General features: G+C 32.6%; 13 protein-coding genes. 11 read left to right on the top strand and 2 right to left on the bottom strand.

All coding sequences use genetic code 11. The annotated features are described in order from the left end of the window. Positions 1 to 182 precede the first annotated feature (182 nt). Together IRZ78_RS21265 and IRZ78_RS21260 are read left to right on the top strand one after the other, a co-directional pair. Positions 183 to 632, top strand: a complete 450-nt coding sequence (locus IRZ78_RS21265) for a response regulator (RefSeq protein ID WP_194618540.1) — start codon at positions 183 to 185, stop codon at positions 630 to 632. 12 nt (positions 633 to 644) lie between these two features. Further along, positions 645 to 4625 (top strand): PAS domain S-box protein, encoded by a 3981-nt coding sequence (locus tag IRZ78_RS21260; protein WP_194618538.1) that lies wholly within the window; start codon positions 645 to 647, stop codon positions 4623 to 4625. Positions 4626 to 4727: 102 nt separating this feature from the next. Here the strand turns inward: IRZ78_RS21260 and IRZ78_RS21255 are convergent, their stop codons facing one another. Together IRZ78_RS21255 and IRZ78_RS21250 are read right to left on the bottom strand one after the other, a co-directional pair. Then, positions 4728 to 5144, bottom strand: a complete 417-nt coding sequence (locus IRZ78_RS21255; RefSeq protein WP_194618536.1) for a lipocalin family protein — start codon at positions 5142 to 5144, stop codon at positions 4728 to 4730. 217 nt (positions 5145 to 5361) lie between these two features. Further along, on the bottom strand, positions 5362 to 6390 hold the full coding sequence (locus IRZ78_RS21250; RefSeq protein WP_194618534.1) for a hypothetical protein: 1029 nt from the start codon (positions 6388 to 6390) through the stop codon (positions 5362 to 5364). Positions 6391 to 6746: 356 nt separating this feature from the next. Here IRZ78_RS21250 and IRZ78_RS21245 point away from each other — a divergent pair, with 356 nt between their 5' ends. The 9 genes from IRZ78_RS21245 to IRZ78_RS21200 all read left to right on the top strand — a co-directional run bounded on the left by IRZ78_RS21245 (position 6747) and on the right by IRZ78_RS21200 (position 13332). Beyond that, a complete protein-coding gene (locus tag IRZ78_RS21245; RefSeq protein WP_194618531.1) occupies positions 6747 to 6920 on the top strand; it encodes a hypothetical protein in 174 nt (57 codons plus the stop codon). A 161-nt stretch (positions 6921 to 7081) separates the two neighbouring features. Next, a complete protein-coding gene (locus IRZ78_RS21240) occupies positions 7082 to 8674 on the top strand; it encodes an ATP-binding protein (RefSeq protein ID WP_347349840.1) in 1593 nt (530 codons plus the stop codon). Between the two features lie 6 nt (positions 8675 to 8680). Beyond that, positions 8681 to 9349 (top strand): response regulator, encoded by a 669-nt coding sequence (locus IRZ78_RS21235; RefSeq protein WP_194618527.1) that lies wholly within the window; start codon positions 8681 to 8683, stop codon positions 9347 to 9349. Between the two features lie 162 nt (positions 9350 to 9511). Then, positions 9512 to 9718, top strand: coding sequence for a hypothetical protein (locus IRZ78_RS21230; RefSeq protein ID WP_194618525.1), 207 nt, complete (start codon positions 9512 to 9514; stop codon positions 9716 to 9718). 238 nt (positions 9719 to 9956) lie between these two features. Next, entirely contained in the window at positions 9957 to 10283 is a 327-nt protein-coding gene (locus IRZ78_RS26260) for an excalibur calcium-binding domain-containing protein (RefSeq protein WP_228520554.1), read from the top strand. Further along, complete coding sequence (locus tag IRZ78_RS21215; RefSeq protein WP_194618521.1) at positions 10280 to 10675, top strand: hypothetical protein; 396 nt, start codon at positions 10280 to 10282, stop codon at positions 10673 to 10675. The genes IRZ78_RS26260 and IRZ78_RS21215 overlap by 4 nt, the downstream gene beginning before the upstream one ends. A gap of 3 nt (positions 10676 to 10678) precedes the next feature. Then, positions 10679 to 11947, top strand: coding sequence for an ABC transporter permease (locus IRZ78_RS21210; protein WP_194618519.1), 1269 nt, complete (start codon positions 10679 to 10681; stop codon positions 11945 to 11947). Between the two features lie 5 nt (positions 11948 to 11952). Continuing rightward, entirely contained in the window at positions 11953 to 12852 is a 900-nt protein-coding gene (locus tag IRZ78_RS21205) for a hypothetical protein (RefSeq protein ID WP_194618517.1), read from the top strand. Between the two features lie 189 nt (positions 12853 to 13041). Next, positions 13042 to 13332: a DUF3892 domain-containing protein gene (locus tag IRZ78_RS21200; RefSeq protein ID WP_194618515.1), complete on the top strand. Its 291-nt coding sequence runs from the start codon at positions 13042 to 13044 to the stop codon at positions 13330 to 13332. Positions 13333 to 13384: the final 52 nt, after the last annotated feature.

Genomic DNA, 13384 nt, shown 5'->3' with positions numbered 1-13384 from the left:
TTAAATTTATCCGTATATTACTGATTAATAGTAATAAAATTAGTTCTATCTTAGCAGAATCAAATCGATTTTGAATTAAATATCAACTTTAATAAAGAGAAAATCAATTCAAAACAGATACAATTAGGAAATCTAAAGGCGAATTTAATTGCTAAAAAAGTAAAAAATTTATAATACTCAAAATGATTAAACAGAATTACAATTTATTGCTGGCAGATGACGATGAAGATGATTGCGATTTTTTTAAAGAAGTACTGGATGAATTATCGCTTCCCGTATCTCTTGTGACTGTTAATGATGGCGTACAGCTTATGGATTTTTTAGCAGATCATTCCGGAGACAATTTACCGGACCTGCTTTTTCTGGATCTTAATATGCCCCGCAAAAATGGTTCTGAATGCCTGAAAGAAATAAAAGAAAGCGAAGCACTCAAAAACCTTCCTGTTATTATTTTTTCGACTTCGCTCGACAATGAGATTGTTGACCTGATGTATGCAAAAGGGGCAACGTATTATATTCGTAAACCGGGCGAATTTTCTAAATTAAAAAAAGTAATCGAAAATGCTCTTACAGCAGTATCCGAAAATAATTTTAAGCAACCTATAAGAGCGCAATTTATCCTCCAACCCTAATTCGTTTCCAGAATGAGCTTTACAGATCATAAACATTATTTTCTATCCGATGGTGGCGAAATGGGCAAATTGATACGCTCAAAAGATTGGAGTAAAACACCTTTAGGCGATCCTGACAACTGGCCTCAAAGTCTTAAAACCATTGTTGCCCTAATGCTCAACAACCCCTTTGGAATGTTAGTGGTATGGGGTAACGATTATACGCAAATATACAACGATACTTACAGCCAGATTCTGGGTTCCAAACATCCTAAAGCCTTAGGAATTAGTTCTCAAATTACATTTTCAGAAGTTTGGGATATCCTTGCTCCTATGTTTCATGATGTTATGAAAGGAAGCTCAGTGAGTTTTCCGGATTTTAAATTAACATTAGACCGAAATGGATATGATGAGGATTGTTATTTCGATTTCTCGTACAGCCACATAAAAAAAGAAGATGGCGTAGTTGGCGGGCTTTTGGTTACGGTGATCGAAACCACAGAAAAAGTGCGGGCAACTGCAGCGCTAAAAGAAAGTAATCTAAGATTTAGAAATAACATCATGCAGGCTCCTGTGGCGATGTGCGTTATGAGAGGAAAAGATCATGTTGTAGAAATTGCCAACGATCAAATGATTCAGTTATGGGGAGTCGAAGCCAGCGAAATTCTTAATAAACCCGTTTTTGATGCTTTACCGGAAACAAGAAATCAATATCTTGAAGATGTACTCAATAATGTATACAAAACCGGTATAAAGTTTGTTGCCAACGAACAGCTGGTTAAGCTGCCTCGTAACGGTAAAATAGAAGATACGTATTTAAATTTTGTTTACGAAGCCCTGAGAGAAACTGATGGTACTATTTCAGGAGTGGTAGGAATTGCTATAGAAGTAACTTCACAGGTACTTTCGCGTTCGAAAGTGGTAGAAAGTGAGCAAAAAGTAAGAGAGTTGGTCGAAAATGCGCCTTTCCCGATTGCATTGTATGCCGGAAAGGAAATGATCGTTGAACTGGCCAATGATTCTATTATAAAAATATGGGGAAAAGGTAATGATGTTATCGGAAAATCATTCAAAGATGTCGTTCCGGAGCTCGATAACCAATTGGTTTTTGAGCAAATTAGTGAAGTCTTAAACAGCGGAAAATCTTTTCATACCCAAAATACGCCTCTTGATCTTACTGTTAATGGAAAATTAGGCACGTATTATTTTAATTACAGCCTAACTCCAATATATGACATAAACGGTAATATATATGGTGTAATGAATACAGGAGTCGATTTGACTGATCTGAATTTAGCCAAGAAAAAAATAGAGGAAAGCGAACAGAATTTGCGCAGTATGGTATCGCAATCTCCCATTGGTATTTGCGTATTGGATGCAGAAACTTTAATAACGGAAATCGTAAATGACAGTTTTATTGAAGTTGCAGGAAAAAAATATGAGGAAATTGCAGGAAAAAACTATTGGGATGCTTTTGCCGAGGTACGATCTGCTTACGAAGTTCCGCTGCAAAGAGTAATCTCCGAAGGAAATCCGTTTTATGCTAATGAGGTCGAAATGCCGCTCATCAGACACGGAAAAAAAGAAACAATTTATGTGACTTTTGTTTATGCTCCGCTAAAAAATATAGAAGGAAAAGTAACCAAAATTGCTATTTGGGTGCTGGACAATACACCGCAGGTAAATGCAAGACGAAAAATTGAGGAGGCCGATAAACGTTTCAGAAACACAGTGAAACAAGCTCCTGTTGGAATTACTATTTTGCGTGGACCTAACCATGTAGCAGAAATGGCCAATGAAGCTTATTTAAAATTGGTAGGCAGAGAAGAAAGTACCTTTATTGGTAAACCTTTGTTCGATTCTTTGCCTGAAGTAAGAGGAACAGTTGGCGAACTTTTGGATACTGTTTACTCCACCGGTGTTGCGTATCACGGAAACGAATTGCCTGTACCCATAAATAGATTTGGAAATCCGGAAATCTTCTATTTTGATTTCTTATACCATCCTTTAAAAGAAGAAAATGGAGAAATTTCAGGTATTATTGTCACCGTAACTGAAGTTACTGAAAAAGTGGAAGCCAGAAAGAAAACAGAACTCAACGAAGAAAGGCTTAATATTATAGTCGAAGCGAGTGAATTGGGTACCTGGGAATTGTATGTAAAGGCAAAAGATCTTCAATATTCTAACCGATATCTGGAAATTGTTACAGGTTATAAAGATGCAGAACATTTAACGCATGCCCAGCTTCTTAGCCATGTTCATCCTGATGACCTGCACATTCGCGAAAAAGCCTTTAAAGAAGCAATTTCTTTAGGAAACATTCATTATGAGGCCAGGGTAATATGGGACGATCAGTCGATTCATTGGGTCGAAGCCAAAGGAAAAGTATTTTACGATTCAGAAAACAATCCTGAAAGATTGTTAGGAACTGTAAGAGATATTACCGACGAAAAAAATCACCAGCAGGAACTTGAAGCAAGCGAAAAAAGATTCCGTAAACTAGTGATGGAATCTCCTGTTCCTAAAGCGATTCTAAAAGGCAAAGACATGGTGATTGAAATGGTCAATGCTGCCATGTTAAAAAATATATGGAGAAAAAATGAAAGTGATGTTCAGGGTAAAAGTATACTAGAAGTATTCCCGGAGCTTAAAAAACAAAAATATGCCAGACTTTTAAATGAAGTCTACAGTACCGGAAACGTACATTCAGAATCTGAATCTTTATTTTATATCATGATCAATAGTATCGAGCATAAAATGTATATTGATTTTGAATTTGCACCTCAACGTGAGTTAGACGATACTATTTCAGGAATAAAAATCACCATGATTGATGTTACCGAAAAAGTAGAAGCAAGAAAAAAAATAGAAGAAAGCGAAAAAAGATTTCGTTCCCTGACCGAAAGTATTCCGCAGCTTATTTGGGAAACAGACGATAAAGGCAATGCATTGTTTACCTCAGGCAAATGGTTCGAATATACTGGAGTAGTTCCTAACGGCGAAGCAGCTTGGAAAGCCATGATTCATCCTGACGATTTTGATGAAAACTCCAGAATATGGAACAAAAGCCTGACAACCGGCACAATATACAAAGCCGATGTGAGGGTTTTAAGAAAAGACGGAACCTATAGATGGCATTCTGTTATTGGTGAACCCGTTTTGAATAAAGACAATAAAATCATTAAATGGGTAGGTGCTTTTACCGATATCCAGACAGAAAAAGCTTTTACCCAGGAATTAGAGAAACAGGTTACAGCACGTACCAAAGAACTGGAGCAAAAAAATGTAGAGCTGGAGCAAATGAACAAAGAGCTTCAGTCGTTTGCTTATATTTCGAGCCATGATTTGCAGGAACCGCTGCGAAAAATTCAAACTTTTGCAACGCAGATTATCGAGAAAGAATCTGAGAATTTATCAGATTCCGGAAAAGATAAATTTCAGCGCATGCAAAATGCAGCACAGCGCATGCAAACGCTTATCAATGATCTGCTCTCTTACTCTAGAACGAATATTCAGGAAAGAAAATTTGAAAAAATTAATCTTTCTAAAATTATCGATGAGGTAAAAGAAGACCTGAAGGAAGAACTGGAGCAAAAAGGAGCCATAATAGAAATTGACAATACCTGCGAAGCGAGTATTATTCCGTTTCAGTTCAGACAATTATTGTATAATCTGGCTAGTAATTCACTAAAATTTGCCAATCCGGATATTCCTACTATCATAAAAATAAACTGTGAATTTACCAAAGGCGAAAATTTAAATAATGAGTCTTTGGCTAAAGAAGCAAATTATTGCCACATTAGTATATCTGATAACGGTATTGGTTTTGAACCACAGTACAGCAAAAAGATATTCGAAGTTTTTCAGCGTTTACACGGAAAACTCGAATACACCGGAACAGGAATTGGACTTGCGATCGTGAAAAAAATTGTAGAAAACCACAACGGAACGATTACCGCAAAAGGCGAAAAAAATAAGGGAGCTACTTTTGATATTTATATCCCGGTAGTTTAAGTTTAAATCTAAAACAATAAAAAACGGAAATAACTTTTAGAAAGTCATTTCCGTTTTCGTTTTTAATCCGTTTAAGGAATTAAAAAATTTACTTCTGATTGATTATCTTGTATAAACAGTAATAATACCAGTAGTTTTGTTTTTAATTTTCAACTCTTTATTAGTAAGATTCATGATATCACTAGTTGAACTTAAAGCACCAATAGTAAGCGTTAAATCATTATGAGATCTTACGTAAGTTCCTGTAGTTTCTACTAAGGCACAATCACTTCCATCATAATCCCCAATAACTGCTGTATTACTTAATCTTAGATCTAAATAATCTCTACTGCATCCAGCTTGGTTTTGTGGAGCATCAAATAAGACCTCTTTCCCATCAACAATTGATCCTGTTTGGCTTAAATTGTATTTACCTTGGATAGGAACGATTGTTTCCCCATCATTGTCATCGCTGCTACAAGATGCTGCAAATAAACCGATGCTCAATAATAATCCGAATAATATTCTTTTAGTTTTCATGTTTGATTTCTTTAAAATTATTTTATGCTAAATTAGTTTTAAAGTCCTCCAACCATGTTCTATAATTTTCGGTTTGATTTACATAATTTCATTTCAGTTTAAAGAATTTATTTACGGGATATTATTTTCGAAACAAATACAGCAGTATTTATCTTATAAAAACATCATACAAACTATTTTTAACGATACATATATAGCTAATTATCTTTACTATGTACTACTCACAAGATTTACCTTTTAAATATCTTTTAAAAATATATTGACTAACTGGTCGCAGCGATTTTTTACATTCCGGATGTCTTCCATTTCCATTATCATTAAAAAAATCTATTCCGTTAGACGTTTTGGCATACCAAACAAAAGCCTCTCCATTTTTCTTAAAACAAGTAGTTGTATCACAAGCATTCAACTTTTTAAAATCAAGAAGATTTTTATCTAATGGGATAATGTCATTTGTGTTTCCATTTTCTGAAGAACAATCTACTACTTCATAATGATCTTGTGACCACTGCATACAATGATTCTTAAAAAAGGCAAAATAGATTACTGCACTAATTAACCCAAAAACAAATACAGTAGCAATTACAGTATTTTTTAATCTATTTAGAAAATTGTGTAAAACTTTTTCTTTAATTTTTTTAAATAAGCTCAATCGCTGTTGCTCTGGGATGTCAGGTGTTATTTCAGAATTACCGAATGTTTTTCCTTTTTCTCCTTCATCCAAATTTGCTGTCTGCGTTGTAAAACTTCCTTTTTCTATTCCTTTTTCTCTTTCCTTTTCATCCAAAAAACCCCCTAAATCTCCTGAACTTTCACTTTGTCTTCTTGGTTGATTTTCTAAGATTATGTCATCATCACTTTTAATTTGATCGGGGTATAAATTGTGAATTCTAAATTTATTAAAAGGTCGTGATTCAAAACCTACTAAAATTGCAGCCATATCTACTACTTCAATACTTAATGGTTCTGTCTCTCCTTTTAAAAAAGTTTCAATTGGTCTAAATTCATTACTATGCTTTTTAAAATTATTTTTTGCATTAATATCAAAAGGAAATCCAAGTAAAGAATTAAAAACAATCAAATCATCAGAACGCATATTTTGTGTTTCAAATAACTCCCAACACAAAGTGCGGAGTTTTCCTCTAGTAGGAGAATTCAAAAAATTAAAATTCACCCCATTTTTAACTTCTTCATATTTTTTTCTAACAGCTTTTTTATAATAATCTTCTACAGTATTGTTACACATAGGCATATTTTTTTTTTTGGAATTTCAAGGAATTTCAAGGACATCAAAGGAAGACTAAGGATTGTAAAAAACTAAATCGGAATTCCCGGAATTCCCTCTCTATTCAGGCTCAAAGCCGTTGTTACTTTGCCTCAGAATTAGTTCTTATTCGATATCGGATTAAAACAAAAATACAAAACTAGTTCAATTAAAAGTACGGAAAACCGTAAGACAAGATTTATCCGGGAAGTATAAATCAACCTCTTACAGTTCTACGCACTTCACTTCCCAAAAAAACAATTTGGTATTGCATTAAATCAACCTCCGGAAAAGTTCCGGACAGCAATACCCATGTCCAATTTTTAATTCATAAAATCATGAAAAAAATATTTATTTTGGGTGCGTTTGCACTATTGACAACGACTGTAATTTCTTGCACTTCTGACGATTTCGAAGATACTAAAGCAAATATTAAACCCGAAGTACCAGCGTACGCTGAAGGTCCTGGAGATCTACCAATAACAGTTCCACCACCACCAATAAAAAATTAATTCTAGTAAATATCTATAATTAATTAGTAAATTCGGGGAAAGTATCTTTTATGTTACGGTCCCCGTTTTTTTTATTTATTATATTCCTTTTTTTTGTTTCGTGTAAAGAAACAACAACTCCTTCTATAAAGTCTAAATCGACTTCAAATGAAGCTGGTGTTTTGAGATCTAAAGGAATAAACCACTTTCAATCAAAAAACTTTAATAGTGCTTTTTACTACTTTAACAAATCCAAAATAGCATTTGAGTTCACAAAAGACAGCAGTAATATTGTATACAATCTTATTCAAATGGCCTCTATTCAGCAAATAAACGGCGATTATTATGGAAGTAAAGAAACACTAACAGAAGCTTTGCCTTATCTTAAAAAGAAAGATATATACAGCGCTGCTATAAATAACTTCTTTGGAATTGCGGATAAAGAACTTTCTCTGTATAATGATGCGATCTATTATTACAACGAAGCTATCGCAGATTGTACCGATGAAGTATCAAAACAATCTCCTTTAAATAACATTGCAACTGTTTTTATTCATCAAAAAAAATACGATGAAGCCATTCAAATTTTAGAATCTATACTTGATAAAAAACTTCTTGATAAAGACCTGCAAAAAAAAGCGGGGATATTTGACAACCTAGGTTTTGCTTATTTTAAAAAGGGACAGATTGAAAAGGGACTTTCATTAATGAACGAAGGTTATCAATTAAGAAAACAAATAGATGATTTTTACGGAAGCATCGAAAGCAATTTACACCTCGCAGAATATTTTTTAAAAACCGATTCTAAAAAATCGAATCAATATGCACAATCAGCCTATGAAATCGCTACAAGATTTAATAGTGTTGATGAACGCTTGAAAGCTTTGTCATTTTTAATTTCGAATGATTCGGGAAATAAGAATGTACAATATGCTCAAAAGTATATTACTATAAATGATAGTATTATAAAGGTTCGCAACAACTTTAAAAACAAGTTTGCCAAAATTAAATACGATTCTAAAAAAGAAAAAGACGAAAACCAAAAACTGCGTTTACAAAAAGCGGAGAATGAATTATCGCTGCAGGAAGCAAGATATCAAAGGTTATTTTTTATAATTGGTATCGTTTCATTGTTTCTTTTATTACTGTATTTGAGAAAGTTTTATCAAAATAGAAATCGGATCGAAAAAATAAAAACTGCCTACGATACCGAAACCAGAATTGCCAAAGACATTCATGATGAACTGGCAAATGACGTTTTTTATGCCATAACTTATACACAAACGCAATCTTTGACTAAAGAAGAGGTAAAAGAAAATTTATTACAAAAACTGAATCATATTTATACCCGAGTTCGCGGAATTTCGAGAGAAAACAATAGTATCGATACCGGAATAAATTATGCCGCTAATCTAAAGGAAATGCTTTCGACCTATAATAGTAATGAAACCAATGTTAGTATTACCAACATCGATAAAGTAAATTGGGAAAGCATCGACGAAATTAAAAAAGTGACTATCCAGAGAGTATTACAGGAATTAATGGTCAACATGAAAAAACACAGTAGTGCACACGTAGTGGTTTTAAAGTTCGAAAGTACCACAAATACTATCATAATCAATTATTCAGATAACGGAAAAGGATGTAAAATAGATCAAATTGTAAAAAATGGCTTGCAAAGTATGGAAAACCGTATTTTATCTATAAAAGGAACTATTACTTTTGACTCTGAACCGGAAAAAAGTTTCAAAGTAAAAATAACGCTGCCTAAATAAAAGCCTATGTTTAAAAAAATAATAATAGCCGAAGATCTTGATGCTATCAGTTTAGGAATTGAACAAGTTTTAAAAGATTTAAATATTGTCGATTTTCAACATTCAAAATATTGTGATGATGCGTTTTTAAAAATACGTGCTGCTATTCATAAAAATGAACCGTATGATTTATTAATTAGTGATCTCTCATTCAAAACAGATCATCGGGAAGTAAAAATTGCCAGTGGTGATGAGCTGGTTCAAAAAGTTAGAGAATTACAGCCTGATATTAAAATTATAGCGTATTCTGTAGAAGATAAAAGTTACCGCATAAAATCTCTTTTTGATAATGCTGATATTGATGGTTTTGTATTAAAAGGTTTGACCAGCATTGAAGAATTAAAAAAAGCAATACATCTTATTTCGACCTCTGAAGGAAAATATATTTCTCCTGAAGTTGCTTCGGCATTGCAGGAAAAAAACAATTACGAGATTGACGATATCGATATTAAAATCTTAAAACATTTGTCTGACGGTACTTCGCAGGATGAGATTGTAGAGATTTTTAAAAACTCCGATGTCAAAGCCAACAGCAAAAGTGCAATGGAAAAAAGACTTTCTAAACTAAAAGATTTTTTTAAAGCAAACAATACTGTTCATCTCGTTTCTATTGCAAAAGATATGGGTATTATTTAAAGTTTCGTTATAATATTATTAATTCTATAAAGCTCCTTCGGGGGCTTTTTTTATGGCTTAAAATTAAAAAAAGGTGATTATGGATTTCCGTAAAATACTGATTTCAAATAGGTTTAAGTTTGAATTGTTAAAAATCATAATGTAACATTAAAACTTAAAATCATGAAAAATTATTATGTAAACAACACTGCACAATCAAGTGGAGATCATGAAGTTCATACTGATGTATGCCAATATTTTCAAAGCATCATAAGTAAGAAATTCTTAGGGAGTTTTGCAAGCTGTGAACCTGCAGTCGAAGAAGCAAAAAAAACATACTCTAAATCAGATGGTTGCAAAAATTGTTGCAACGAATGCCATAAAAGCTAAAATTAATGGGCTTTCGATTTCAAAAAAGAATAAAACTCGGAGGAGGACTTGGATTTAATATCAGTAAATCAGGGATTTCTCCGAGTTTACGAACAAAGATGGGTTCATTTAGTAAAAACGGCTATTCTGTAAAAACTGGTATATCAGGAGTACGATATCAAAATAGCGGCTGTCTTGTACTATTTGGATTTATAGGAATCACCGCATTCTTAATCTTTACAATAAAACATTTATAATCATGGGATACAGAAAAGGATACTTTAAAAAAGACGGAACATATGTTCAACCACATTTTACCAAAACCGGATCTAAATCGTATTCAGGCAAGAATAACGGATGCTTGGTACTGATACTAATAACAATGACAATCGGTTTCGCTATTTCCTGCTCAGACTCATCAGATTCATCCAATTCAAATTGTCCAACTAAAACTTGTGGCGATTTTAAAACACAGGGACAAGTTCAGTCAACGTTTGACAGTAATAGAAGCTGTTACAAAAATCTGGACAATGATAATGACGGAATCGCATGCGAAAATTTACCTAAAAATAACCAAAACCAATGATAACACTAGAACTAAAAAGCCATTTTTTAAGATTATATCAAATGGCATTATCTGATGATCAATTTGATGTTTTAGAACTTCAAATGCTGTATCACTTTGCAGATGAGCGCGGAATTCCGAGAGAGGAACTCGATAAACTTTTTCTGAATCCTATAAATACGGAATTGATTATACCGGAAAACTTAACTATCAAAATCGAATACCTGTACGATTTTACAAGAATTATTTGGGCAGATGGTAAAATTACCGATGACGAAGAAAATATGCTGAAAAAGTATTGCAGGAAATTTAATTTTCTGGATGAAAACATCAATGATTTATCCAGTTATCTTATTGATTGCGTTCAGAAAAATGTTCAGAAAGAAGAAATTATTAGTCAATTAAATTCCTAAGTTATGAAACCACTAGCACATCTATTTAGTTTAAAGAAAACGGAGGATTCTCACATCAAAACTTTAGACGAGAATGAAGATGACAGAGAACAAATCAGAATAACCTATTATCAAAGCGGTTTTGCTGCATCGATAAAAGCAACCGGAAAACCTATTGTTTTAAAAGCCTGTCTGCAAAATTTATACATGAGTTTTGAAGATCAATGCCGAAAACAAAAGTTAGAGCAAGACCGACTCAAACAACCTTATAAAGAAGAGCAGGAAAAAAACAGAACTGAACTTAAAAAATCTGAAGCTGCCATAGGTATTTATGAAAAGAAAGAACAGGATATTAATACTGAAATCGACGAGATTAAAAACGAAATCATCGAAGTAAAACGCAATCCTGATAAGTACGGCATCGAAGATGGTAAAGGTTTAAAAGCGCAGTTTTATATTGGTTTGTTCTTATTATTACCAATAACGCTTTATGTCTTAGTGTTTTATATTTCAGCATCTTATTCAGCATTTTTCAAAGAGTTTGCGAATGACAGTTTAACTGCTGCCATTTTTGATGCCAATGCATTAACGAATTCTTTTAAGGCAAGCTGGCTTGAAGGCGTTTTGGTAACGACGATTCCGTTTGTATTTATGGGACTAGGTTATGTCATTCATATGGTGCAAAAAGGAAAAGGAGTTAAAAATGTTTTCAGGATGATTGCTCTTTTTGTAACCACCTTTTTATTCGATGCTTTATTGGCCTATCAAATCGAAAAGAAAATATATGAGTTTAATAAAACTACAGATTCTGCACCTTACAACTTAAATATTGCTTTAGGCGAAGCTGAATTTTGGATGATTATTTTCGCCGGATTTGTAGTCTATATTATTTGGGGACTTGTTTTTGATTTTGTGATGAAAGAGTTTGAAAACATCGATAAAATAAGAGCATTTATAAGAGGCAAAAGAGAAAACCTCATCGATTTAGAAAAACTAAAAACAGATTATGTAAATAAAGTCAATGATTTCAAACAACAAATAGTTACCATAAACGGAAAGATCTCTGAGCTTCAGTCTAAAATTGATGGTTTTGTATTTCCTGTAAAAGAATATCTGCATTATCATCATCAATATAAAGAAGGATGGTTTCAGGCTATTAATACAGAAATCGCTCTGCCCTACACAGAAAAAACCGAATTACTGGAAAGTTGTGATCTTTCGTCAGAAGAACATTTAAGTAAATTAAACCTGGTTGATCCTGATTTTCAACATTTAGTATATTCTAAAAATTAATGGCTATGAAAAATATTTTTACCATAATGGCGATGTCTTTCTTAGTCGTCTCTACTTTTTCATGCAAGAAAGAATCTTATAAAGAAGAAACAGAAGTTCCTGTAAAAAGTACTGTTTCTGAAGATTATAACATTAGTATACTCCTTGATTTGTCGGATCGAATTAGCCTTGAAAAAAATCCGAACCCCACTATGGAATATTACCAAAGGGATTTAGGCTATATAAAATCAGTTTCTGAAGCTTTTACCCAACATCTAAAATCAAAAAGAATCCGACAGATCAATGATAAGATGCAATTGTTTTTTAACCCGGAACCTCTTGATGCCGCAATTAATACAATTGCACAGAATTTGAGAATTAGTATCGATAAAAATAATGCTTCAAAAGAATTATTAAATTCTATAAATTCAGATTATGCTTCGCAGACATCCAAAATTTATGAGTCGGCCATAAAAGATAATAAATATGTAGGATCAGACATTTGGAGTTTTTTTGACAGTAAAGTAAAGGATCAATGTATTGAAAACAAATACAGAAATATTCTTATCATATTGACTGATGGTTATATGTTTTATGAGACTACTGTAATGAAAGAAGGAAACCGAACCACTTATATTACTCCTGAACTTATTCGAAAAAACGGCTTAAATACAAAAGATTGGGATAAAAAATTTGATGAGCAGGATTTTGGTTTTATTAAAGCCAATGATGATTTATCGAATCTCGAAGTTTTAGTTTTAGGAATAAATCCGGACAAAAAAAATCCATACGAAGAAAAAGTAATCAGAGCGTATTGGTCGAAATGGTTTACTGAAATGAAAATAACCAATTTTGAAATTAAAAATGCTGATTTGCCATCCAATATGGAGAAAATTATTAAAGATTTTATTCTAAATAAAGAATAAGCGCTACCCAAAACTAACGAATTGAAAGAGGAATTTTATTGTCCTCTTTTTTCTATTTATAAAATCTTCAAAAATTATTTCCAAATCTTATCTGATTACGGATTTCCATAAAATACTGGTTTTTATTGGTTTTACATTTGTATAAAAGTTTGATACATAAATAAATTAACTAATTAAAATTAAGAAAAAATGGCAGATTTACATGAAATAAAGTGTATAAATAAATCAGATAGATATAATATACATGAACGTATTTTAAGCATTGGAGGAATAAATTTTAATGGAACAAGATGGAAATTATCTTTAACTGATGCAATTGTGGGCATAGAAAATAATAAGTGGGCATTTTATGTCAACAATTCTTATGGCCAAAAGGTAAATGTGATAATTTCAAAAACTGCAGCTGGTAATAAATACCTCAGGACTGAAGCAGATACTACTGAGAAAAATAATTTATTAGAATTGCCTGAATGTAATTAATAAACAAACGGCTTTTGATTTCAAAAATAATCAAGCTTTGAGGAATTTTGGA

Source organism: Flavobacterium sp. CSZ (genome assembly GCF_015350725.1).
Lineage (GTDB): Bacteria > Bacteroidota > Bacteroidia > Flavobacteriales > Flavobacteriaceae > Flavobacterium.
Note: the sequence above shows the minus strand (reverse complement) of the source record. Positions and strands in the feature narration are given on the sequence as shown.